Below are 22,683 nucleotides of genomic sequence, written 5' to 3' on the forward strand. Positions count from 1 at the left end.
AGGAAAAGTGGTTTGGAATTGGCATAGTAAAATAACACAAATACCGCTCCACTTCCCTACGCAGGTCTGAACCTGTTCAAGTTATGAGGGTCTAAAAGTCACACTTTTATCTCAGCCCTTATGAAGGACACCCCTAGTGGTTAAACGAATACATATTGAATTGTTCTGCACCTCTATATTAACACGAATCCTTATTTGGTCAAGATTTATCCTTCCAATGTTTTCTTAAGATCCGTTACGTACCCCCGAGATCCGGTGACAATTAAGCGATCTCCCAGTTTCAGCCTAGTATCCCCATGAGGAACGATGCTGTCCACACCTCTGAAAATCCTGACAAAGATGACGTCACCTGTTAAAGGGAATTCCCGTAAAATGACACCATCATATTTACTGTTCTCCATATTAATTTGATACAGCGAAGACTCTTGGTTCGTGAGCAGCTTCATGACGCCAGGCGCTTCTATCAGTGCGCGAAGCAGCGTTTTTGTCGACAGCAGAATAGAAAAGATGCTGATTCCCTGCTCCTTCAGAGCTGCTTCATGCTCCGGTGATCCTACGCTTGCAATGACTCTTTCTGTGCCTTTTTCTTTTGCAAGTAATGCAATGTGTGCATTCATATCTTCATTTCCTGTCGCCACAACGAGGATATCCGTTTCAAAAATGCCGAGTGATTCAAGCGTCTCGTATTCATAGTCAGAAATTGTTTCAACAGCAAACACTGATTCTGACAGCTTTTCCTCCGCATTCTCTTGGTAGACGTGTACAACACGCACGTCATACTCTTCCTCTGGCAATTCAAGTGTAACAGGCAAAGTCATTTGATTGGCGCCAATGAACGTAATCGTCTTTTTCTCCTCCGGCTGCTCTTCCCGTTTGTATAATTTTTTAAAACAGATCGGCGTAAAAATACTTGCAATGACGGCTACTAAAATTAGCGCTCCTGACATATTTGCACTGATCACGTGAAGCTGCTGGCCGATTGTTGCAGCGGCAATCACGAGCGAAAGCGTTGATGTCAGCAGGAAACCAGACGCGAAAATGGTTCGGTTATCATACCACTTCTTTAAGTACATGACAGGAATGATTTTGCTGACTAACAGCGCCAGCAGCAGGAGCGGAATCATGATTAAAATTGTTTTATCCTGGAAAAGAGTCCAAATATCAAGCTTCACACCGACCATCACGAAGAAAATCGGTATTAAGAACCCATAACCGAATGAGTCCAGCTGCTGAACAAGTTCTTTGTTTGGCGAAAGCAGGGAAACAAGAACCCCCGCTAAGAAAGCGCCGAGAATATTTTCCGCCCCAAGTGATTCAGACAGGGCAACGAGTACAATAATTAACGTAAAAATGGCACGCGTCCCGATCTGGATCGTCCCTTTTGACATGGATTGAACAAAAGAGCGATGTTTGAAGACCCGGCCGAAAAAGTAAAGCACCACTCCGGCCGCAAACAGAATCATCAGGAGCCACATGTTTCCGCTGTCCTCTCCGTATAAAGAAGAAAAAACAGCAAGAAGAATCATCGTGGCCAAATCAGCAATAACAGCAACAAGCAAAATAATCTGCCCGATATTCGAATTCATGATCCGTTCTTCTTTTAATGTTGGAACGACAACGCCTAATGAAATCGTTGAAATAATCAGGGTCATCAAAAATGCATTTTGGATAAATCCGGCCAAGACGAACCCATAGGACAAGAGCAATGATAAAATAAAAATACCGACGAAAATAACAGATGCCGCAGCAAACGTATTCGGCGCTTCCTTGCCATTCGGCAGGAACTGCTTTTTCTTTCCTTTCTCAAACGACGAAAAATCAATTTCAAGCCCGCTTAAAAACATTAAAAAGATAAATCCGAGCATAGAGAGTGTCTGGAGCCAGGTGTCACCCTCCACAACTAAATTAAGGCCGCTTTTCCCAATTATCAGCCCCATAATGATTTCAGCAACAACAACCGGGATGCTGAGTTTAAACCGATGCAAAAGGATGGGTGTCAAAAATGCAACGATAAGTACAACAACTAAAGATTCGACAGATGTATGCGCCATAATCAGAACCTCCTTTTTAAGTCAGGGTTATGCTAGTTCTCACTCAGAGAACAAAACCTCATTTTTAAAAAACATAACGCGATTTTAACAAGGGTGATGATGAAAAATAAAGTGATAAGGTCTTAATCCTGTTTAGAAAATGATTCTTCTTCTATAATTTGCACATAAAAGCTTGTGATGACTCACAACACTTTGCTTCATAATAAATAAAACAATCGGTAAGGAGGATACCGCATGGCTTACGATATCATCAGCGATATTCATGGCTGCTATGATGAAATGACTGCATTAATCCAAAAGCTTGGCTATACAATCAAAAATGGAGTACCTGTCCATGAAGAAGGCAGGGTGCTTGTTTTTGCCGGAGATTTAACTGACAGAGGGCCCAAATCGATAGAGGTCATCCGATTTGTAGCCGGCGCTTACGAAAAAGGCGCTGTGCGTTATGTCCCGGGAAACCATTGCAATAAATTATATCGTTACTTAAAAGGAAATCCGGTAAAAGTGATGCATGGTCTCGAAACAACAGCGGCAGAGCTTGAGGAACTTTCCAAAGATGAGAAAAAATCAGTCAGCGAACAGTTTATGAAGCTGTACGAAACAGCGCCGCTTTACGACATCTTACATAATGGAGAATTAGTTGTCGCCCATGCTGGCATAAGAGCTGACGATATCGGCAAATATACCCGCAGAGTGAAGGACTTTGTGCTTTACGGTGACGTGACGGGTGAAACATATCCGGACGGCAGACCCGTCAGACGTGATTGGGCGGCAGCCTATAACGGAAAGGCTTGGGTGGTATACGGTCATACACCTGTGAAAGAACCTCGAAAGGTCAATCGCACCATCAACATTGATACAGGCTGCGTGTTCGGAAATCAACTGACAGGCTTTCGCTTTCCAGAAATAGAAACCGTCTCTGTTCCAAGCTCCTTGCCTTACGACGAATCAAGATTTCGCCCCATATAAAAAAGGAGAGAATCAATGATTCTCTCCTTTTATCAGTTTTCTCATGTCCTGAGGCAGTGGAGCATGAAACGTCATGTTCTTCTGTGTCAGCGGATGGATAAATGAAAGATGCTCGCTGTGCAGAGCCTGCCGGCCAATTTCCTGTCTCGTTCCGCCGTACAGTGTATCGCCGCACAACGGGTGCCCGAGATAGCTCATATGAACACGAATTTGATGGGTTCGTCCAGTCTCAAGCTGCAATGCCACCGAGGTCATGTCATCATTTGCACATGTGACGTAAAAATGAGTAACAGCCTTCTGGCCGTCCGGTGTTACCGTCCGTTCAATAATACTGTCAGGATGTCTGCCAATCGGAGCATCGACTGTTCCCTCCATCTGTGCCATCCGCCCGTGAACCACTGCCGCATACCGGCGTTTCACAAGGCCGTTTTTTTGCGCAGACGATAAAATGGAGTGGGCAAATCGATGCTTGGCAACAAGCATGACACCTGATGTATCCCGGTCTAGCCGGGTGACAAGATGTACTGTCGCCCTCACTCCGTTTTTTTGATAATGATCAATAATTCCATTGGCAATGCTGCCGGAGGGGTGCTCTCTCGAAGGGATTGATGACACATACGGCTGCTTGTTTATCACAAGCACATGTTCATCCTCATAAAGGATATCGAGCGGAATAGGCTCTGCCAGCAGCGTCTCGCTCACCTGTTCCTCAGGAAACTTCACGATAAGAAGATCTCCCTCTTTCAAAACGTATTTGACCGTCACATGCTCACCGTTAATCTGCAGGTCTCCCCCGCCAAACTTAATATCGGTCAGCAGACGTTTCGAAATTCCCAGTTCACCGGCATATTCTTTTACAGTCATCCCGTCCTCAGCGGAAGTAATGTTCTTTCTGATAAAAAAATGCTCCACGATATGCCCTCTTTCTATTCACCTTTTCCAATAAACGAATCCTGGACTCTTTTCCAAAATGGAAACGGACGGAATCTCGCAAACCGCACTTTTTCGGATGCAACTTGGCAGCGGATCGACTTTACATCCTTATGGAGAAGGGTTAAATGGTCAATCGTCACTTGAAAGTCAACTTCGTTTCTCGGCTTAATCATGCAATCATGATGGGATGGGAGAAGCAGAGGTGACCCGACCGTACGGAACACGCGGTTATTAATTGAAGCCATTTCCGCAAGCTGGATCGCCCTGATAGACGGATGGATAATCGCTCCGCCCAGCGCCTTATTGTAGGCTGTGCTGCCTGATGGAGTTGACAGGCAGAGGCCGTCGCCCCGGAAGGTTTCAAAGAGCTGCCCTTTGATTTCCACATCAGCAACAAGGCTTCCTTCGATGCTTTTAATCGTACATTCATTCAAAGCTAAGTATCTTTCTTCCCGCTCGTTTTCGTGATAGGTCACAATGACTTCGAGAAGCGGATATTCGACTGTATGATACGGCGTTTTCGCGATGGCAAGAACAAGTTTTTCAATTTCATGAGGAACCCAGTCGGCATAAAAACCCAGATGACCTGTGTGAACGCCGACAAATGCTGTTTTGTCCAAGCGGTCGCTGTATCTGTGAAAAGCATACAAAAGCGTTCCGTCGCCTCCGACTGAAATAACGATTTCCGGTTCATTTTCATCCAGTTCCATATCAAAATCCAATAAATACGCCTGTATTTTGCTTTTCAGCGTATCAGAAACTTGATCTCCTTTTGATGATACGGCAAATTTCATGCTCTTCTTCCCCTTTACCTATTGTTGCTCGCTTCCTTTTTTCTTTCTTGAAAAGGCAGCTTGAGCTTCCTGTACTTCACCCCTGATCTCCGACATCTCTTCATCAAGCCGGGAAGCCGCTTCAGAAGCGCGCTGAAGCCTTAGTTTTACTTTTTCAGGAATGTTTCCGCTGTATTTATAATTCAATGAATGTTCAATGGTCGCCCAAAAATTCATCGCCAGTGTACGGATCTGTATTTCTACGAGAACATGCTTTTCTCCGGATACCGTCTGCAAAGGGTACAGCACAACAAGATGGTATGACCGGTATCCGCTCTCTTTATGTTCCGCAATATAATCCCTCTGATCCACAACGGTGAAATCTTTTCTGGCAAAAAGCATCTCTTTTACGATTTGGATGTCATCGACAAATTGGCACATGATTCTAAGGCCAGCAATGTCCTGCATGGTTTCAATTTCATGCAGCGGTATGCTTTTCCGTCTCGCTTTTTCAAGAATGCTCGCCACAGGCTTGACGCGTCCGGTCACAAATTCGATCGGTGAATGGTCGTCCTCGTATTCATATAGTGTGCGGATCCCCTTGAGCTTCACTTTCAACTCTTCGACAGCCTGGCGGTACGGCACTAAAAAACGCTCCCATTGTTTGTCATCCATCATACATCCCCCAATTCCGAACCAGTTTCTATAAAAACACGTGTTTCACTTTTTCTTCCATTTCTTCTCCATAGTTTGCATTATCTTTTATATTTTCTAAAAGATATTCCAGCTCCTCATGCAGGCCTGCCAGTTCAATTGTTTGGTCTCCTGCCTCTAAAACAACCGGTATTTTTTGTGCATGGGCCTGCTTCAGTTCCGGCCATACATGTTCCTTTATAATGACATATTCAAAAGAATCAGCTAATTCAAGTATGTATACAAAAGCAAAGTGGTCAGAATCAACAAGCATTTGACCTGACGGCTTGCGTTCCGCTTCGTTTCCTTCTGTCTGACAAGTAAGGCGAAGCTGATCATCCGATAATGTTGCATTCAAAATTTCGATTCTGTTTTGCATAATGCTCTCCTTTTTTAAACAAAGTACAGATTCATTTTATCATATCGAGCTCGATATTGATAAACCTAACATCTAAAGAGATAATAGTAAAAATAAGATTTACAGGGCGGAAAGGAAGAGCATCATGAGCCAAGAAATTGAAATCGAATTTAAAAACATGCTGACCAAACAAGAATTCAAAAACATAGCAGCGGCACTCCAGCTGACAGAAAAAGATTTTACAGATCAAAAGAATCATTATTTTGATACAGACAGCTTCGCGCTGAAACAAAAACAAGCTGCGCTTCGTATCCGCAGAAAAAACGGAAAGTATGTCCTTACATTAAAGGAGCCGGCTGATGTGGGGCTTCTGGAAACGCACCAGCAGCTTTCAGAGGTATCAGATCTCGCTGGATTTTCAGTTCCCGAGGGCCCTGTGAAGGACCAGCTGCACAAGCTTCAGATCGATACGGATGCCATTCAATACTTTGGATCTTTAGCAACAAACCGTGCGGAAAAAGAAACAGAAAAAGGCTTAATAGTTTTAGACCACAGCCGATATTTAAATAAAGAGGACTATGAAATTGAATTTGAGGCGGCGGATTGGCATGAGGGCAGAAAAGCTTTCGAGAAGCTGCTTCAGCAATTCAGCATTCCTCAGCGCGAAACCAAAAATAAAATTCTGCGTTTTTATGAAGAAAAACGAAAGTCTATATAAGGTGGAATGACATCGTGAATGTAACGAATTGGGCAGCTTTACTTCAGCTTCAGGCACTACAGTCCATATCTAATGCACGCAGCAGCTCGGACACTCAGAATACGGAAAGCCCGCTTTCAAGTTTTAGCTCTTTGCTCAGCCAATATACAAACGGTCTGACATCTCAGCAATCAGCACTTTCTTCATCGCCAAGCCCGCTCAGCATGCTGAACAGCGCGAATACAACAGCGCCGTCACTGCTTTCAGCGTATGGGCTTAACTCATATACGAGCAGCAATTCAAGTTCAGTCACAAAAGCGGCAGAAAGCACTGAAACAGCTGCTGCAGATTCAGCTTCAAACAAACATGAAGCAAATCAGATCAGTTCGGGAGACTTCTCTATTGACAGTGCGATTAAAAAAGCCGCTGATAAATATGGCGTTGATGAAAAACTGATCCGTGCCGTCATCAAACAGGAATCAGGCTTTAATGCAAAAGCGGTCAGCGGAGCAGGTGCGATGGGCCTCATGCAGCTGATGCCGTCAACAGCAAGCTCACTTGGCGTTTCCAATCCGCTTGATCCGCAGCAAAATGTGGAGGGCGGAACGAAATATTTAAAACAAATGCTGGATAAATACGGCGGCAATGTGTCTATGGCATTAGCGGCTTACAACGCCGGACCGGGGAATGTTGACCGATACGGAGGCATTCCTCCTTTCCAAGAAACGAAAAACTATGTAAAAAAAATAACTTCAGCTTATTACGCGTAACCAGAGGTGCTCTTTCCCTCTGGTTTTTTTGCGGAGTGAAATCTTACGCATTCCTGATTTTTATGTGATATGATATGAAATACAAACCCCGGCTGTCAGCCGAAATGAGTCATCAAACGCATAAAAGGCAGTTTGTTTGTAGAAATGATGCCTTGTTGCTAAAATAAATCTAGATGAAACAATGAAATACAGAAAATTACTTTTTGCAATAGGATTTATGATTCCTATTAGCCATATTTAAAGGAGTAGTCAACATGGGACAATCGTTTAACGCACCTTATGAAGCGATTGGAGAGGAACTTCTATCGCAACTTGTTGATACTTTTTATGAGCGTGTCGCGTCTCATCCTTTGCTGAAGCCGATTTTTCCTAGCGATTTGACAGAAACCGCCAGGAAACAGAAGCAATTCTTAACTCAGTATTTAGGCGGGCCTCCGCTTTATACCGAGGAGCACGGCCATCCTATGCTCAGAGCAAGGCATCTTCCCTTTCCAATTACAAACGAGAGAGCTGATGCGTGGCTCAGCTGTATGAAGGACGCAATGGACCATGTAGGGCTGGAGGGCGAAATTCGTGAGTTTTTGTTTGGCCGGCTGGAGTTGACAGCAAGGCATATGGTGAATCAAACGGAAGCGGAGGATCGATCATCTTGACAAACTATCAGCATGAGCTATACTTCGCCCATTGCCACGGTCATCCAAAAAAACCGCTTGAAATTTATATGTTTGTAGACCCTTTATGTCCTGAATGCTGGTCCTTAGAGCCCGTCATCAAAAAGCTGAAAATCAGATACGGACGTTTTTTCACCTTACGCATTATCGCTTCCGCAAGCCTTACCGCTTTAAATAAAAAGCGAAAAAAGCATCTTCTCGCAGAAGCATGGGAAAAGATCGCGAGCCGCTCTGGCATGTCATGTGACGGCAATGTCTGGTTCGAACAGGATCAGCCGCTTTCATCGCCTTATATGGCTGCTCTCGCTTTTAAAGCAGCCGAATTGCAAGGACGAAAAGCCGGCATGCAATTTCTCAGAAATATGCAGGAGAGCCTATTTGTTTCAAAGAAAAATATTACGGATGAAAACGTGCTTTTGGAGATTGCTGAAAATACAAGTCTCGATCTTGAAGAATTCAAAAAAGATCTGCATTCTCAAAGCGCGGTCAAGGCGCTTCAATGTGACATGAAAATTGCTGCTGAGATGGATGTTTCTGTTAATCCGACACTGACGTTTTTTAATACGCAGCATGAGGATGAAGGGCTTAAAGTTCCTGGCAGCTACTCATATGATGTATATGAAGAAATTTTATTTGAGATGCTTGGCGACGAGCCGAAGCCGTCGGAAACACCGCCTTTAGAATGTTTTATTGAATATTTCCGCTTCGTTGCCTCTAAAGAAATTGCGCTTGTATATGATCTGAGCCTTGAAGAGGTAGAAAAAGAAATGAAAAAACTGGCGTTTGCTAAAAAGGTTGCCAAAGTGGAAGCCAAACACGGAATGTTTTGGAAGTCTCTCAGCACTTATTCTGATGAATATCAATCATGTGAAAAATAGCCGCAGGCGTGCATATGCTTGAGGCTGTTTTTTTACGCCCTGAACCAAACGTACGTTCTATTTTTAACACTAAAGAAACCGCGCCGGGATAAGCGCGGTTTCATATGTCTTAACGACAACAAAGGGGATGGGAGAAATTTTTCACGGTCAAACAAAGGGGTAATGTTTGTTTGTGATCAATTTCACATCCTTATGATAACAAAAGATGTCGACTTTTGACAACCTCTATGCTTAATGTTCATATTTTTGTCACAAAACATAACGAAGTGCATTCACTCATATCCTTATAAGGAAAAAGGACAAGGAGGACCGCCATGATGTCTACTTTGATCTCAATTGTGTGCATTGCCGTTTTTTTCTGCTTGAATATCTTAGGCATGATGCATATGCTGCCGCTTTATATTACCTCTCCTCTGCTGTTTCTGTCTATTTTGTTTACCCTCTACCGCTTGAATCACCGGAAAACCTTTAAAGGGTTTTAAAAAAGCCTGTGCGTCATTTCCGCACAGGCTTACTTTTTTAAGACTGCTTGACTTTCATCAGCAGCTCTTCCATTTCATCAAGTTTTTCTTCAAACATTTTGCACGCGGCTTCGATTGGCTCTGGAGACGTCATATCAACACCCGCTTTTTTCAGGACATCAATCGGGTATTGTGAGCTTCCCGCTTTCAGGAAGTCAATATAACGGTCAACCGCCGGCTTTCCTTCCTTCAAAATCTGGCTGCTTAATGCTTGGGCAGCGCTGTACCCTGTCGCATACTGATACACATAGTAATTGTAATAGAAGTGCGGAATACGCGACCATTCAAGGCCGATTTCCTTATCAATCACCATGCCGTCTCCAAAATACTTTTTATTCAGGTCGTAATAGACCTTTGTCAGAAGCTCAGGTGTAAGCGGCTCGCCTTCTTGCGCCTTTGTATGGATCAGATGTTCAAATTCAGCGAACATCGTTTGTCTGAAAACCGTTCCCCTGAAGCCCTCAAGCATATGGTTGAGAATATATAAGCGCTGTTTTTCATCCTCTAAATTGTTCAGCAGATATTCGCCAAGGAGCGCTTCATTTGTCGTAGAGGCAACTTCCGCGACAAAGATGCTGTAATTGCCATATGGATAAGGCTGGTGCTTTCTCGTATAGTAGCTGTGTACGGAATGTCCAAACTCGTGCACGAGCGTAAAGAGATTATTGACGTTATTATGCCAGTTCATCAAAATATACGGATTCGTGCCGTAAGCTCCTGATGAATAAGCCCCATTGCGTTTGCCTTTATTTTCGTAAACGTCCACCCAGCGGTTTTCCAGTCCTTCTTTTAGGATAGAGGCATATTCTTCCCCTAAAGGTGCAAGGCCTTTCAGCATGTAATCTTTGGCTTCCTCGTATGTCACCTTCATCCCAGCATCTTTCACAAGCGGTGTATACAGGTCATAGATATGCACTTCATCAAGCTCAAGCACTTTCTTTCTTAGCGCAATATAGCGGTGCAGGAGCGGCAAATGCTTATTAATCGTCTTAACAAGGTTATCGTATACTTCCTCAGGAATACTGTTGTTAGAAAGCGCAGCCTCACGCGCGGACTTGTACTTTTTCACTCTCGCGTAGAAGTTGTCCTTTTTCACAGTGCCGCTAAGCGTCGTGGCCATTGTATTTTTATATTGTCCGTACGTTTTATACACTGCGTCAAACGCATTTTTGCGGACTTCACGGTTTTCACTTTCCAAGAAATTAATAAAGTTGCCGTGAGTGATCTGTTTTTCATTCCCATCTTCGTCTTTAATGGATGGAAACGTTATATCTGCGTTATTTAACACGCTGAATGTATTTGAAGATGACCCCAGTACCTCGGAGGCTTCAGCAAGCAGTGCCTCTTCCTTCTCGCTCAGCACATGCGGACGTTCCTTTGTAATCTCCTCAATCGCATGAGAGTACAGCTTTAATTCTTCTTTTTCAAGAATGAACTGCTGCAGTTTGTCTTCTTCTATGGATAAAATCTCCGGAACCAAATAAGCTGTCGCGCTTGCAGCCTGTGTATACAGGTTTCCCGCCTTGTCATTCAGCCCCTGGTAAAAGGAGTTCCCAGTATCCTGGTCAGAGCGCATATGCGCATATGTGTACAGCCTACCCAGCCGCTCCATCACTTTATCTTGATACGTAAGAGCCTCGTATAAATGATCAGCTGAATCTGCCAGCTTTCCTTTATACTTAGATAAATTCGGAATTAATTCTTTTACAGCTTGAAATTCTTTATTCCAGGCCTCATCACTAGGAAAAATATCCTCAAGTCTCCATGTGTCTTCTGCCTTTACCTCACTTCTGTCAGGCAGTTGGTTTGCTTTTTTTTCCTCAGCCATGGTGATCCCCCTCGTCTTCTTTGATTCAAGCCAATTGAAAAAACAGCTGTTTCTCAATAAACTTGTGTTGTGAATATCTTCCGGTTTTTCACTGCCTTTTGTCAAATCATATGCAGTAATGAAGAGAACGAATGCCAAAAAAGCAGTAAAAACACGAAAAACCTTTCCTTTTGTGCCTTTCACAGCCTGCCCACCACCTTTGTCTTAGGGTGAGCCAAATAAGACAAACTCATTCTATAAAACAGCTGCGGTCTCTTTCTATGAGATCCTGCATGGAGTGTATGCCGCCTGCAGGCTGATTCAGCACATATACTTCTTTCTGAGTCTCCCTTAAAAATCCCTTCTTGCACAAAAAATCAATATACTGTTTAACCGCTTCTGAAAGACACTCTTCGCTGCATTCAAACCTGAGTGCAATGTTCTTATTATGAATGTGCAGTTTGCACTGCTGCAAAACGGCTGAAAAACGAATTGGCGCACGTTTACCTCCAAGATCCGTCATAAACAAATACAGAAACCCCTGCCACACAAAAACCGGACTCTTAAAAACTGCCCCTTTTCTAACAGGAACAAACACTTCAGTCGGCAGAAAAGAAAAAGATGTCTGCCGCTTCTCATAAAACAGCAGCCTAAGGCGATTTATTTCCTTTGAGTTAAACCGATGGGGTTTATGGCGAAAACGGTGAATCGCTTTCGTCCAGCCTGAATATTGAATTGAGGGTTTCGGTTCAGTGAAAAAAAGATCGTCTGCACCTGCCCGATGGATAGGGATCGTTTGGACTGAGGAATAAGAATGGTTTGTGTAGAATGGAATGATGTGGCTGAGCCGGAGAAAAGAACGCCTTTCAGGACAATAACATATCAGCTCTCTGTATGGACTTGCATTGATAAACTGCCAATGAAAAGCTGAAAGCTGATAAAAGGACGAAGCAGTCCGTTTTAAGCGGCTGTATCCCATAATCCACTGCGGAATGATTCCTTCTTGTTTGAAGCCCTCTGTCCGCTTTTGAAAGACATCTGGAGCGATAGTGGCGCATTGATATTCAACAGCAAGCATATGCTCCTTGATTCTTGCCATGACGTCCGGTCTTTGGTTGATTGTCCTTATATACGGCTCCAATATTGGTGAAGCCCGTTGTGTTTTCAGCCATACATACAGCTGTCTTTTTCCTTCTAAGTGGTAGGCGCTTTCCGGTTCGATGTCTATGGAGCAGGACTTGTTCTGTTTATGGGCAAAATGCGGCGCTTTTTGAAGTCCGAGCTTCACAGCTAGCTCTCCCCCGCATACCGGACAGAAGAACCGTCTCCGCTTTAATTTCTGGTTTTGCTGAGCGCCTAGAAGGTGAAACATTTGGCCGTCTTCAGTCACAGCACTAAACAATTGTCATCTCTCCTTTCCAGATGAAGTATACTTTCTGGAAAAGATGATCAACTCCTGTTCGCTGTATTTTCTGCTTGTCTATATGTTTTTGATTTTTCACATCTCTAAAATGGCATTTTCGTGCATAAAAAAAACCGATTTCCGGAAGGAAATCGGTTTGCTATGATGCAAAGTGTTTTTTTATCGCTTCTAGAGCATGCTCTGAAATAATCAGCTTGCCGTACTCTTCAAGACGGTGTATGCTGATTGAGGATTCAGTTGCGTACTCCAGCAGGATGCTTAGCTGATTTTCAACCTCTTCATCAGTCATATTGCAAAAATCTACATATAAATAATATCGGTTCTCAAACGAATATAAAGTCGTTTTGCTTCCGTTAACGTTCAATTTAGATAGAGAAATAACATCCTCAAAATCGCCAAATCGCAAGACAAATTGAAGCTTTTGCTCCTTCTCTTCCTGATTGACGGCTTGCTCTTCTTTCTGGAAATCATCCAGCAAGGCGTCAAGATCCTCAGATGCTGGTTCTTGCTTTTTATCCTCAGGAATCGGCAGTTCGAGCTTTTGTCCGTCTTTGGAAAGCTGGGCTTTTGTGACGATGATTTCTAATCCTTTGTCCAGTGCCTGAACTTGAATCCAAAGTGGGCCTTCCACAGCGAATTCCTCTTCTTCATGAACTTCATCCATGACTTCCCAGAATAGTTCTTCACTGCGCTCACGGTTATACCAAATTTCTTCTCTGTCAAAACCGCGATCTTCAATATCTCCGTAAGACATATAAAATTTTACTGTATGCTCGTTAATTCTTTCAATTTCCATTTGCCAACCTTCCCTTCTATATAAGATGTTGAAGGGACATCTAAGCTCCCGATTAATTGTACTTTACTACACTTTACCCATTCCGTCCACATCTTAACCTTAACCAAGGCCAGTGTGAATTCCTTTGTATTTCTATTTTATGATAAAACAGTCACAAAAGAAATAAAAATGCACCTTTGCCTAAAAAACGGCAGTTCAGGCGGCTGATATCATAAAATACGACCTGTCTCATATAGTAGTAGTACAAGCGAAGGACTGAAAGCGAGGTGCCGCTTCATGGAGCATGACTATCTGATTTCTCTGCTTGTCATTGTTGGGATTGACCTGATCCTCGGCGGAGATAATGCGGTTGTCATTGCCATGGCCAGCAGACATTTGCCGGACAAGCAAAGAAAGCAAGCCATTATTCTCGGAACATTTATTGCCGTTGCCATGAGAATCGGATTAACAAGTGCAGCTGTATATCTTTTGAACATTCCGTTCTTGCAGTGCGCCGGCGGAATTTTCCTGCTGTATTTAGGATATCAGCTGCTGATTGAAAAAAAAGACACGAAACACATTAAAAGCAGCACCTCCCTGTGGAGAGCGATACGAACGATTGTGCTTGCAGATCTCTTTATGTCGCTGGACAACGTCATCGCAGTTGCGGGAGCTTCACACGGTGAGTTTTCTCTCGTTGTTATAGGTTTGTGTGTATCGGTTCCGGTTATTATTTGGGGCAGCAAACTCATCCATATTGCACTAGAGAAAATACCGCTTCTGATTTACGCGGGAAGCGGGCTGCTTGCTTATACTGGTGGAGAAATGATTGTCAGAGACAAAAAGCTGTCTCTTTTTATGGCGCAGCACGGCACAGTTGAAACGCTCCTCCCCATTTTGACTGTTGCGTTTGTTATCCTTGCGAGCATTTATTACCAGCAGGTTGAAAAATAAAAGAAGGCTGATGACTCAGCCTTCTTTTGATGATACGATCTATTAGTTTGCCAAACGCTGTGCTTCTCTTAATTGGAAAGAGCGAACTTTTCTTGGCAGGAAACGTCTGATTTCGTCTTCGTTATATCCTACCTGCAAACGTTTTTCGTCAATGATGATCGGACGGCGAAGCAACCCTGGATGCTCGTTGATCAAGCGGTACAAATCTTGCAGCGGCATAGATTCAACGTTCACATTCAGTTTTTGGAATACTTTTGAACGGGTTGAGATGATTTCATCTGTTCCATCCTCAGTCATTCGAAGAATTTGTTTTATTTCATCAATTGATAAAGGTTCAGAGAAAATGTTTCTTTCTACAAATGGAATATCGTGCTCCTCGAGCCACGCTCTCGCCTTTCTGCATGAAGTACAGCTTGGTGATGTGTATAGTGTAACCATTCATCTTCACTCCTCTAATTAGTAGGATGAACATCTATTTTATTCTTAAATTGAAATTACTCTAAAAAAGGAATCTTTACAGGTATTATACTATAAAAAAGTAAGTGTGAACAGTATCCTAAGAAAAAAATGTGTCAATCCAGCAAATTTTTAATGTTCATGATATGTTCTAATTCTCAATTAGCTTAACTGATCGAAAATATTTTTTTGTTTTTCTTCATCAATGAGTTTCAGGACTTCATCCGTTTTTTCGTACGATTCCCCGTACCATTTCTCGTCTTTATAAGTATGAATGTTTTCATATGTCTGTTTCATGGCTTCAAGAATTTCTTCTTCTGATTCTGTTTTTGGTGACCAGTACAGAATCTCCATCTTGTTTACTTCATTCGTAGCCAATGACCGGCGCCGGTACCCAATTGACTGAGCATGCTTGAAATGCTCTCTTTGATAAAACCTCAGGCGTTTTTCTGTATCAGTATCATCTTCATCCACAGGTTCCACCTCGAGCAATATGGGCTTATTTTTCTTTTTCAGCTTCGCGATCAATTTGCCGCCAAGCCCCTGCCCTCTTGCATCCTTAGACACATACAGATAATCAACGAAGATAAAAGAATCGAATTCCGCAAACATTAAAATATGATGTTTGCCTTCATCTTTATGATAAATATCGCTTCGCTCTTTCAGAAGAGCTTCCATATGCGCTTTTGATTTCATTTCTTCAATTGGAAAATACTCGCTAAGCTTTTCATACCAGTTCATTGATTTCTCCTTACGAGTTCGTTGTCTTCATACTTTTAGATATACCCCATTTCTTCTTGTTTAAAACAGCCTTACATCTATAAAGACGTGCGAACTTCCGCCATGGTTTCATTTTTTTTCAGCAAAAACGGAGCCAGCTGCTCCGTTCATTTTGAAGTGTTTCTCATTGAACTCGATTTTCTCGCCTGTAATGAACCAGACGGGGCTGCGCCAGTGCAATCAGAAATGTCATGATATATAATGCAGCAGCCGCGATAAAAGCTATTTTCGCACCAGCAGCATCAGCCACTAGCCCCATAATGGAGTAGGTGACGCCTGACCAAGGAGTCAAAATCGCATTTTTTGCAGCCATGATTCCGATTCGTTTCTGCTCGGGAATAACCTCCTGCAGCATGGTTTCCTGGCAAATATCACGCACCTGATAAAAAGGCCCCATTGCAGCACAAGCCAGAGCGCATAAAAATGGGACTGGAGAAAATGAAAACAAAAGGGTCAGCGCCGACATTACAAGCGAGCTGAACATAATGGCATAGCCCATATTCCGCTCAAAAAAAGAAGAAAAACGAATGGCAATCACACTGCCGACAATTGCGCCTATAAAATAGGAAGCGTTAAACATCCCCCACCACACCTCTGTTTCATGCAAAACAGCCGCAGTAAATGCGAGGAGAATAGCAGATGACCATACGGAACCCGCCAAAGCTTCTATCATGTCCATTACAGTAATGTCTCTTACAATAGGGATGATCATTAAATCCTTCCATATACTTCTGGCAGATGCTGTTTCAGCAGTTCCTACAGCCTCTTCTTCATTTACATGCAGCACACTGATGGAAGCTCCCGATAGAACAAACAGGCAAATAGCAGCGCCGACAATGAGTTCAAAAGGGACGGCGTACGTCAGAAGGCCTCCAAGGCCCCAGCCTGCTGTTAAGAATAATTGATTCGAGAGAGAGATCACACCATTCGCTTTTACATATTGCTTCTTTGGAACAATAATCGGCAGCAGCGCAAATCTTGCCGGCTGAAAAAAAGCGCCCGCGAAGGAAAAACAAAACACAAACAGCAGCGTAATCCAAAAGAATGCCTGTCCGTGATGAGTGACGCTGTATGCCATCAGGATTGTAAAGACCGCTCTCAGCAGATTCGCTCCCACAAGCACCTTTTTAAAACCGAGAATGCGAAGCACCGGAGAGACGCAAAAGCTTGCTGCTATACTCGCAAACGACATGAACGATAAAATAAGGCCCGCCAAAAAAACAGAGTCAGTCATTTGATAGACCCGGACCATTAAAACGATTGTGACGAGGACTCCTGCTAAAGATTGAAAAGATTGAGACAGCAATAGTGCAAAAACATTTTTGTTATGCAGAAATTGAATCGTATTTCGCCTCCGTTTTTTTCCTCTAATTGTAAATGTTATCATTCTCACTTTCTATGAGGACGCAAAAAAACCCTTCAAGAGAAATCTCTTGAAGGATTGATGAATCATGAAAAAGCTTTAAATTCGGCTTCCGTGCACATCACAAAATGTCCCGGTTTGACTTCACGGAATTCCATCGTTTCCCCATCCTTTAATTGATGGACGGACGGATCATATTTCTGGCGAACGCGATTTCTCTCATAGTCTGGATCTGGAAGCGGAATCGCAGAAAGCAATGATTTTGTATATGGGTGAAGCGGATTTTCATAAAGCTCATCTGCCGGCGCAAGCTCAACCAGTTTCCCGAAATACATGACGCCAATGCGGTCACTGATGTATTTGACCATCGATAAATCGTGGGCAATAAACAGGTATGTGAGCCCTTTTTCTTTTTGCAGTTCTTTCATTAAATTCACGACCTGCGCTTGAATGGATACATCCAAAGCGGAAATCGGCTCATCCGCGATAATGAATTCCGGATCAACAGCAAGAGCTCTGGCAATCCCGATTCTTTGGCGCTGGCCGCCGGAAAATTCATGCGGATAGCGGTTCGCGTGTTCCTTGTTTAAACCAACTGTTTCCAATAGTTCATGAACCCTCTGCATCCGCTCTTTTTTCGTTTTTGCCAGCTTATGAATATCAAGACCTTCAGCAATAATATCAGCAACTGTCATTCTCGGATTCAGGGATGCATAGGGGTCTTGGAAAATCATCTGCATTTTGCGGTTGAATTCCAGCAGCTTTTTCCGCGATTTTCTCCCGTGCACATTTTCACCGTTAAACAGCACCTCACCATCGGTTGCTTCGTACAGCCGGATAATGCTTCGGCCTGTTGTCGATTTACCGCAGCCAGATTCACCAACCAGCCCTAATGTTTCACCTTTATAGATATCAAATGATAAATCATCTACAGCCTTAACCGTTCCCCTCGGCGTGACAAAGTGCTGTTTTAAATGTTTGATTTCTAATAGTTTTTCAGTCAATTCATTCACCTTCTCTCACTAAGACAGGTTTTTCAAACGTGTTTGCCAGTTTACGCATTTTCGCTTTTACCGCTTCTGGCGGCTCTACCTTTGGCGCGTCGGGATGAAGCAGCCACGATTTGACATAATGAGTATCAGATACCTTAAACATTGGCGGCTCCTGTTCAAAATCGATTTTCATCGCATAAGGGCTCCGCAGGGCAAAAGCATCTCCTTTTGGCGGGTTTGTCAAATCAGGCGGTGTGCCCGGAATGGCAGTCAGCTCTTCCTCTCCTGAACTTTCCAGTGTCGGCATGGATGCAAGAAGCCCCCAAGTGTACGGATGTCTCGGATCGTAGAAGATTTCGTCTACCGTACCAGTTTCTACAATCTGTCCCGCGTACATGACAGCGACCCGGTCAGCAACATTTGCCACAACACCAAGATCGTGTGTAATAAAGATGATGGACGTGTCAATTTTCTTTTGCAAATCCTTCATCAATTCCAGAATTTGCGCTTGAATCGTTACATCAAGTGCAGTTGTCGGCTCATCGGCGATCAGAAGCTTCGGATTCGCTGCAAGCGCCATGGCAATGACAACCCGCTGCCTCATCCCGCCTGAAAATTCGTGCGGAAATTGGTTCACCCGCTTTTCCGGCATTGGGATACCGACTAATTCCAGCAGTTCAACCGCGCGTTTTTTAGCCGCTTCCTTTGAGATTTTCTCGTGTTTAAAAAGCACTTCCGTAATTTGTTTACCGACTTTCATCGTTGGATTTAATGAGGTCATCGGATCTTGGAATATCATGCCGATCTCTTTTCCCCGGACATTTTGCATTTCTTTTTCGGACAGCGGCACTAGATCCTTTCCTTCAAACAGGATCTCACCGCGTTTGAAATAACCCGGAGGCATTGGAATCAGCTTCATAATCGCTTGAGAGGTTACACTTTTTCCGGAACCTGATTCTCCAACAATCGCCAGTGTCTCTCCTTTATCCAGATGGAAATTCACTCCGCGGATCGCCTGAACCTCTCCGCCATATGTTTTAAATGAAATTGCTAAATCTTTTACTTCTAATAGGCGTGTCACCCGTATCACTCCCTTATTTACGTAACTTAGGATCCAATGCGTCTCTTAATCCGTCGCCGACAACGTTAAAGCCAAACATTGTAATGCAGATAAATCCGGCAGGGAAGAATAAACGCCACGGATAATAGGTCAATGCAGGCAATCCGTCAGAAGCCATCGTTCCCCAGCTTGCCAGCGGAGCCGGAACACCGAGTCCCAAATAGCTTAAAAAGGCTTCTGTAAAAATCGCAGTAGGAACTGTCAGTGTCATCGTGACCAAAATAGAACCCATTGCGTTTGGCACGATATGTTTAAACAGAAGACGGGATGTTTTTGCACCCAGTGTCTGTGAAGCAAGCACATACTCCTGATTCTTCAGCTGCAGCACTTGTCCGCGCACGATTCTGGCCATATTAATCCAGCCCGTAATCGTCATGGCAATAATAATCGTAAATAGACCTTTCGGAAGAACAACCATCAGTAAGATAACCATTAATAATGAAGGAACTGCCCAAAGGATATCAGCGATACGCATCATGATTTCGTCCGTTCTGCCTCCGCGGAAGCCTGAAATGCTCCCCCAAATGACGCCGATCAGCAAATCAAGAACAGCAGCTGCAACACCGATAAAGATTGAGATTCGCGCCCCTACCCATGTACGGACGAAAATGTCCCGCCCAAGATCATCTGTTCCGAACCAGTGATCTTTTGAAGGGGGCTTATCCGCATTTAAGAGATTAGTAGTTGAATAATCATACCTTGAGAACATCGGCGCAAAAATTGCCATAAGGATAATGAGCACGATAATAATAAGCCCGACCATTGCAAGCTTATTGCTGCGGAAGCGAAGCATCGCATCTTTCCAGAGGGAAAGGCTCTTTTTACTTATTTTTTCTGCATCGCCGGCATTCGCTGCGGCTGGTTCAAACATGTTTTTCGGAATGTTCTGCATGGCCTAGGCTCCTTTCTTTGCTTTGGAAAGCTTGATTCTTGGATCAATAATGCCGTAAAGCACGTCTACGATTAATACACACAATAGCAGGATGACACTGAAGAACACCGTTACACCCATAATGACTGTATAATCACGGTTTGTAATACTGTTTACGAAGTGGGAACCAAGACCCGGGATCCCAAAAATCGTTTCAATGATAAAACTTCCCGTTAAGACCTGGGCGGCCATCGGGCCCATGTATGTAACAACCGGCAAAAGCGCGTTTCGAATGGCGTGCCGCACAGTAACTGCTGGACGAGACAGCCCTTTCGCTTTCGCAGTGCGGATATAATCACTGTTTAACACTTCGATCATGCTTGAACGGGAAAGTCTGGCAATGAACGCCATCGGCATGGAAGCAAGTGCGATTGAAGGCAAAAAGGTGTATGCCCAGGACTCCCACCCCGCGACCGGAAACAGCCCAAGCTTCATGGAGAACACATATTGCAGAACAGCCGCCATGATAAAGCTTGGAACTGAAATACCAAATATCGTTAAAATCGCGACGGTATAATCCTGCCACTTATTATGGTAAAGAGCTGCAATGACTCCAAACAATACACCTAACGCTAAAGCGAGGAGAATAGCTTCTGCTCCAAGAGTGAATGAAACGGGGAAACCTGAATTGATCAGGTCGTTAACACTCTGACCTTTATATTTAAATGATGGTCCGAAATCCCACATTGCAACTGATTTCAAATAACTGACATATTGTACAAACAGCGGCTTGTCCAAGCCATAGTGCGTATTTAAGTTTGCTTCAATTTCAGGCGGAAGCTTTTTCTCACCTGAAAATGGCCCGCCCGGTGCTGCTTGCATTAAGAAGAATGTCACAGTTACAATCACAAATAGTGTGATAATCATATAGACTAAGCGTCTTCCGATATATTTTAGCAAGGGGGAACACCTCCATGGTTTTTACATTTTTATACTCCATCAGTAAGAAAGGTATATGGGGCTTTTCTCCCCATATACCTTGAGGTCTTTTATTTTCAGACGTAGCCTTATTTAAAATATGCGTTTCTGAAATAAACCTCACCAGTACCTGGCATGATAACACCTTTTAGGTTTTCATCCTGTACCCAAGTATCAGTATGGAAATAGATTGGGGCAACCGGCATTTCATCAATGAAAATACCTTCTGCTTTTTTCAGCAGCTCTGCATGTTTTGTTTTATCTGTTTCAGTTTGTGACTGATTCAGAAGCTTTTTGAATTCTGGATTTTCCCAGCCTGTATCGTTATTTCCTCCGTTTTTGTCACGGAACAATTCAAGGAAGTTGATAGGATCATTGAAGTCGCCGAGCCAGCCCATACGGCCGATTTGATAATCTTGGCTGTGAAGCTTATCAATATAGACATTCCACTCTGAGTTATCAAGCTCAACATCAACGCCTAAATTTTTCTTCCACATTTCTTGTACTGCTTGAGCGATTTTCGCGTGTGCGTCATCAGTGTTGTAAGACAATTTGATTTTTGGCAAATCAGATGCCTTGCTTAAGCCCATTTCTTTTAGGCCTTTATCAAGGTATTCTTTTGCTGTTTTGACATCATTGTCTTTGAAGTATCCTTCCTTGTTATCCTCAAATCCCTTCATTGTAGGCGGCACTGCAGCCATTGCCGGGATTTGCTCTCCTTGCGTAACGTTTTTAACAATCGACTGACGGTCAAGCGAATATGTTAAAGCTTTACGGATATTGACGTTGTCTAATGGCTTAGCTTCAGTGTTGAATTTGTACCAATACACTCCTGCAATCGGCTCAACATGTAAAGAACCGTCTTTTTTCAGGGTCGGCAGGGATTCTGTCGGAAGCTGTCCGAGCGGCATACCGGCCCAATCAAGTTCGCCAGCTTGGAATTTTTTTAGTTCCGTATTGTTATTGTTGATCATAACCATATCGATTTTCTTCAGTTTGACTTTGTCTTTATCCCAATACTGGTCATTTTTTTCGAGAGTAATAGAGCCGCTGTGTTTCCATGCCGTCATTTTGAACGGCCCGTTTGATACATAATCATCTCCGGCATTTGTATTCCACTTTTTATTTTTCTCTGCAATTTTCTTATTGATCGGCATATACGTATAGAACGCAGTTAATTCAGTGAAATATGGAGTCGGGTTATTTAATTCAACCTTCAGCGTTTTGTCATTCACAGCTTTTACTGCCACATCGTCTAGGCTGCCTTTGCCGGTATTCGCCGCTTCAGCACCTTTTATGTAGTAGAGCTGGTAAGCGTATTGCGATTCGTTATTAGGATCAAGCGCCCATTTCCAAGCATATTCAAAATCTTGTGCTGTTACAGGGTCCCCATTAGACCATTTCACACCATCACGAATGGTAAATGTATATGTCTTTCCGTCCTTGCTCGTTTCAATTTTAGAAGCCATGCCTTCTTCAGGCTCACCATCTGCATTGATACGTGTCAATCCTTCAAAAGTCTGACGGATGACACCGCCTGATACTGAATCATTTGCCAATCCCGGATGTAAGGAAAACGGCTCAGTTTTAATATTAATGTTAAGTGTCGTCTTTCCTTTACTGTCCTTTTTCCCCTCACCGTTTGATCCGCTGCCGCCAAAGCCGCACGCGCTCAGCACGAGAGTGAAAATGAGCATCAACGTGACAATCGACCAACGTTTTTTCATATTCGCAAACCCCCTAATAATAATTTTCAGCTCCTTACGGCTAAATCCTCAGAAATATCAGACAAATGAACCTGAGTTTCCACAACTTTTATTCTGTTCCGTCTTTTCTGATTATTTTTGTAA

25 protein-coding genes and 1 riboswitch are annotated in these 22,683 nt (G+C 43.3%); of the genes, 8 read left to right on the forward strand and 17 right to left on the reverse strand.

All coding sequences use genetic code 11. From position 1 onward, the window contains the following. Positions 1-36 precede the first annotated feature (36 nt). Positions 37-145, reverse strand: a riboswitch (TPP riboswitch). 61 nt (positions 146-206) lie between these two features. Then, entirely contained in the window at positions 207-2,051 is a 1,845-nt protein-coding gene (locus tag PUN35_RS08470) for a monovalent cation:proton antiporter family protein (RefSeq protein ID WP_014479455.1), read from the reverse strand. 234 nt (positions 2,052-2,285) lie between these two features. Here PUN35_RS08470 and prpE point away from each other — a divergent pair, with 234 nt between their 5' ends. After that, a complete protein-coding gene (gene prpE / locus PUN35_RS08475; protein ID WP_003232912.1) occupies positions 2,286-3,020 on the forward strand; it encodes a bis(5'-nucleosyl)-tetraphosphatase PrpE in 735 nt (244 codons plus the stop codon). 12 nt (positions 3,021-3,032) lie between these two features. On the opposite strand, the gene PUN35_RS08480 is transcribed toward prpE, so the two are convergent. Genes PUN35_RS08480 through PUN35_RS08495 form a run of 4 tightly spaced genes read right to left on the reverse strand, consistent with a single transcriptional unit; the run spans position 3,033 to position 5,798 of the window. Further along, positions 3,033-3,932, reverse strand: coding sequence for an RluA family pseudouridine synthase (locus tag PUN35_RS08480; RefSeq protein WP_014479454.1), 900 nt, complete (start codon positions 3,930-3,932; stop codon positions 3,033-3,035). 14 nt (positions 3,933-3,946) lie between these two features. Continuing rightward, positions 3,947-4,747: an NAD kinase gene (locus PUN35_RS08485; RefSeq protein WP_003232918.1), complete on the reverse strand. Its 801-nt coding sequence runs from the start codon at positions 4,745-4,747 to the stop codon at positions 3,947-3,949. Between the two features lie 18 nt (positions 4,748-4,765). Further along, positions 4,766-5,401: a GTP diphosphokinase gene (yjbM, locus tag PUN35_RS08490; protein ID WP_003245294.1), complete on the reverse strand. Its 636-nt coding sequence runs from the start codon at positions 5,399-5,401 to the stop codon at positions 4,766-4,768. Between the two features lie 28 nt (positions 5,402-5,429). Next, positions 5,430-5,798 carry a UPF0738 family protein gene (locus tag PUN35_RS08495; RefSeq protein ID WP_014479453.1) on the reverse strand — a complete coding sequence of 123 codons (369 nt, stop codon included), beginning with the start codon at positions 5,796-5,798 and terminating at the stop codon, positions 5,430-5,432. A 124-nt stretch (positions 5,799-5,922) separates the two neighbouring features. Between PUN35_RS08495 and PUN35_RS08500 the strand changes: the two genes are divergently transcribed. The 5 genes from PUN35_RS08500 to PUN35_RS08520 all read left to right on the forward strand — a co-directional run bounded on the left by PUN35_RS08500 (position 5,923) and on the right by PUN35_RS08520 (position 9,275). Beyond that, positions 5,923-6,495: a CYTH domain-containing protein gene (locus tag PUN35_RS08500; protein WP_014479452.1), complete on the forward strand. Its 573-nt coding sequence runs from the start codon at positions 5,923-5,925 to the stop codon at positions 6,493-6,495. Positions 6,496-6,509: 14 nt separating this feature from the next. Then, complete coding sequence (cwlQ, locus tag PUN35_RS08505) at positions 6,510-7,244, forward strand: bifunctional muramidase/murein lytic transglycosylase (RefSeq protein ID WP_014479451.1); 735 nt, start codon at positions 6,510-6,512, stop codon at positions 7,242-7,244. 254 nt (positions 7,245-7,498) lie between these two features. After that, positions 7,499-7,897 carry a globin domain-containing protein gene (locus PUN35_RS08510; RefSeq protein ID WP_003232928.1) on the forward strand — a complete coding sequence of 133 codons (399 nt, stop codon included), beginning with the start codon at positions 7,499-7,501 and terminating at the stop codon, positions 7,895-7,897. Then, positions 7,894-8,793, forward strand: a complete 900-nt coding sequence (spxH, locus tag PUN35_RS08515; RefSeq protein WP_003245184.1) for a protease adaptor protein SpxH — start codon at positions 7,894-7,896, stop codon at positions 8,791-8,793. Before PUN35_RS08510 ends, spxH begins: the two co-directional genes overlap by 4 nt. 314 nt (positions 8,794-9,107) lie before the next feature. After that, complete coding sequence (locus PUN35_RS08520; RefSeq protein WP_003244944.1) at positions 9,108-9,275, forward strand: hypothetical protein; 168 nt, start codon at positions 9,108-9,110, stop codon at positions 9,273-9,275. Between the two features lie 37 nt (positions 9,276-9,312). On the opposite strand, the gene pepF is transcribed toward PUN35_RS08520, so the two are convergent. Further along, positions 9,313-11,142, reverse strand: a complete 1,830-nt coding sequence (gene pepF, locus PUN35_RS08525; RefSeq protein WP_173401378.1) for an oligoendopeptidase F — start codon at positions 11,140-11,142, stop codon at positions 9,313-9,315. 229 nt (positions 11,143-11,371) lie between these two features. Continuing rightward, on the reverse strand, positions 11,372-12,493 hold the full coding sequence (coiA, locus tag PUN35_RS08530) for a competence protein CoiA (protein ID WP_235091746.1): 1,122 nt from the start codon (positions 12,491-12,493) through the stop codon (positions 11,372-11,374). Positions 12,494-12,566: 73 nt separating this feature from the next. Here coiA and PUN35_RS08535 point away from each other — a divergent pair, with 73 nt between their 5' ends. Next, positions 12,567-12,689, forward strand: coding sequence for a hypothetical protein (locus PUN35_RS08535; protein ID WP_003245684.1), 123 nt, complete (start codon positions 12,567-12,569; stop codon positions 12,687-12,689). Here PUN35_RS08535 and mecA read toward each other — a convergent pair. Together mecA and PUN35_RS08545 are read right to left on the reverse strand one after the other, a co-directional pair. Next, positions 12,684-13,340, reverse strand: coding sequence for an adaptor protein MecA (gene mecA, locus PUN35_RS08540; protein WP_014479448.1), 657 nt, complete (start codon positions 13,338-13,340; stop codon positions 12,684-12,686). The two genes, PUN35_RS08535 and mecA, sit on opposite strands and share 6 nt — an antisense overlap. Continuing rightward, complete coding sequence (locus tag PUN35_RS08545) at positions 13,307-13,447, reverse strand: hypothetical protein (protein ID WP_119122854.1); 141 nt, start codon at positions 13,445-13,447, stop codon at positions 13,307-13,309. Before PUN35_RS08545 ends, mecA begins: the two co-directional genes overlap by 34 nt. 169 nt (positions 13,448-13,616) lie before the next feature. On the opposite strand from PUN35_RS08545, the gene PUN35_RS08550 reads away from it, so the two are divergent. Then, positions 13,617-14,273, forward strand: coding sequence for a TerC family protein (locus PUN35_RS08550; protein WP_014479447.1), 657 nt, complete (start codon positions 13,617-13,619; stop codon positions 14,271-14,273). Positions 14,274-14,315: 42 nt separating this feature from the next. Here the strand turns inward: PUN35_RS08550 and spx are convergent, their stop codons facing one another. The 8 genes from spx to oppA all read right to left on the reverse strand — a co-directional run bounded on the left by spx (position 14,316) and on the right by oppA (position 22,560). After that, positions 14,316-14,711 carry a transcriptional regulator Spx gene (spx, locus tag PUN35_RS08555; protein ID WP_014476435.1) on the reverse strand — a complete coding sequence of 132 codons (396 nt, stop codon included), beginning with the start codon at positions 14,709-14,711 and terminating at the stop codon, positions 14,316-14,318. Positions 14,712-14,891: 180 nt separating this feature from the next. After that, the gene (locus PUN35_RS08560; protein WP_003224597.1) at positions 14,892-15,470 is read right to left on the reverse strand and encodes a GNAT family N-acetyltransferase; all 579 of its coding nucleotides are present in this window, start codon (positions 15,468-15,470) and stop codon (positions 14,892-14,894) included. 163 nt (positions 15,471-15,633) lie between these two features. Continuing rightward, on the reverse strand, positions 15,634-16,851 hold the full coding sequence (locus tag PUN35_RS08565; RefSeq protein ID WP_072592593.1) for an MFS transporter: 1,218 nt from the start codon (positions 16,849-16,851) through the stop codon (positions 15,634-15,636). A 107-nt stretch (positions 16,852-16,958) separates the two neighbouring features. Continuing rightward, positions 16,959-17,876 carry an oligopeptide ABC transporter ATP-binding protein OppF gene (gene oppF, locus PUN35_RS08570; RefSeq protein WP_003245567.1) on the reverse strand — a complete coding sequence of 306 codons (918 nt, stop codon included), beginning with the start codon at positions 17,874-17,876 and terminating at the stop codon, positions 16,959-16,961. Between the two features lies 1 nt (position 17,877). Beyond that, positions 17,878-18,954, reverse strand: a complete 1,077-nt coding sequence (oppD, locus tag PUN35_RS08575) for an oligopeptide ABC transporter ATP-binding protein OppD (RefSeq protein WP_072173823.1) — start codon at positions 18,952-18,954, stop codon at positions 17,878-17,880. Positions 18,955-18,958: 4 nt separating this feature from the next. Continuing rightward, a complete protein-coding gene (oppC, locus tag PUN35_RS08580; RefSeq protein WP_003232954.1) occupies positions 18,959-19,876 on the reverse strand; it encodes an oligopeptide ABC transporter permease OppC in 918 nt (305 codons plus the stop codon). A 3-nt stretch (positions 19,877-19,879) separates the two neighbouring features. After that, the gene (gene oppB, locus PUN35_RS08585) at positions 19,880-20,815 is read right to left on the reverse strand and encodes an oligopeptide ABC transporter permease OppB (RefSeq protein WP_014479444.1); all 936 of its coding nucleotides are present in this window, start codon (positions 20,813-20,815) and stop codon (positions 19,880-19,882) included. 107 nt (positions 20,816-20,922) lie between these two features. Then, a complete protein-coding gene (oppA, locus tag PUN35_RS08590) occupies positions 20,923-22,560 on the reverse strand; it encodes an oligopeptide ABC transporter substrate-binding protein OppA (protein ID WP_014479443.1) in 1,638 nt (545 codons plus the stop codon). Between the last annotated feature and the right edge of the window lie 123 nt (positions 22,561-22,683).

The sequence above is a fragment of the Bacillus sp. N3378-2at genome, assembly GCF_033412715.1.
Classification (GTDB): Bacteria; Bacillota; Bacilli; order Bacillales; family Bacillaceae; genus Bacillus; species Bacillus subtilis.

What these genes read in the sequence shown, in the direction of transcription:
- PUN35_RS08535 (WP_003245684.1), top strand. Translation starts at nt 12,567, where the DNA reads ATGATCAACTCCTGTTCGCTGTATTTTCTGCTTGTCTATATGTTTTTG.
- oppC (WP_003232954.1), bottom strand. Translation starts at nt 19,876, where the DNA reads ATGCAGAACATTCCGAAAAACATGTTTGAACCAGCCGCAGCGAATGCC.
- mecA (WP_014479448.1), bottom strand. Translation starts at nt 13,340, where the DNA reads ATGGAAATTGAAAGAATTAACGAGCATACAGTAAAATTTTATATGTCT.
- pepF (WP_173401378.1), bottom strand. Translation starts at nt 11,142, where the DNA reads ATGGCTGAGGAAAAAAAAGCAAACCAACTGCCTGACAGAAGTGAGGTA.
- yjbM (WP_003245294.1), bottom strand. Translation starts at nt 5,401, where the DNA reads ATGGATGACAAACAATGGGAGCGTTTTTTAGTGCCGTACCGCCAGGCT.
- oppA (WP_014479443.1), bottom strand. Translation starts at nt 22,560, where the DNA reads ATGAAAAAACGTTGGTCGATTGTCACGTTGATGCTCATTTTCACTCTC.
- PUN35_RS08560 (WP_003224597.1), bottom strand. Translation starts at nt 15,470, where the DNA reads ATGAACTGGTATGAAAAGCTTAGCGAGTATTTTCCAATTGAAGAAATG.
- PUN35_RS08495 (WP_014479453.1), bottom strand. Translation starts at nt 5,798, where the DNA reads ATGCAAAACAGAATCGAAATTTTGAATGCAACATTATCGGATGATCAG.
- coiA (WP_235091746.1), bottom strand. Translation starts at nt 12,493, where the DNA reads ATGTTTCACCTTCTAGGCGCTCAGCAAAACCAGAAATTAAAGCGGAGA.
- PUN35_RS08485 (WP_003232918.1), bottom strand. Translation starts at nt 4,747, where the DNA reads ATGAAATTTGCCGTATCATCAAAAGGAGATCAAGTTTCTGATACGCTG.
- PUN35_RS08520 (WP_003244944.1), top strand. Translation starts at nt 9,108, where the DNA reads ATGATGTCTACTTTGATCTCAATTGTGTGCATTGCCGTTTTTTTCTGC.
- PUN35_RS08510 (WP_003232928.1), top strand. Translation starts at nt 7,499, where the DNA reads ATGGGACAATCGTTTAACGCACCTTATGAAGCGATTGGAGAGGAACTT.
- spx (WP_014476435.1), bottom strand. Translation starts at nt 14,711, where the DNA reads ATGGTTACACTATACACATCACCAAGCTGTACTTCATGCAGAAAGGCG.
- PUN35_RS08550 (WP_014479447.1), top strand. Translation starts at nt 13,617, where the DNA reads ATGGAGCATGACTATCTGATTTCTCTGCTTGTCATTGTTGGGATTGAC.
- prpE (WP_003232912.1), top strand. Translation starts at nt 2,286, where the DNA reads ATGGCTTACGATATCATCAGCGATATTCATGGCTGCTATGATGAAATG.
- PUN35_RS08470 (WP_014479455.1), bottom strand. Translation starts at nt 2,051, where the DNA reads ATGGCGCATACATCTGTCGAATCTTTAGTTGTTGTACTTATCGTTGCA.
- PUN35_RS08500 (WP_014479452.1), top strand. Translation starts at nt 5,923, where the DNA reads ATGAGCCAAGAAATTGAAATCGAATTTAAAAACATGCTGACCAAACAA.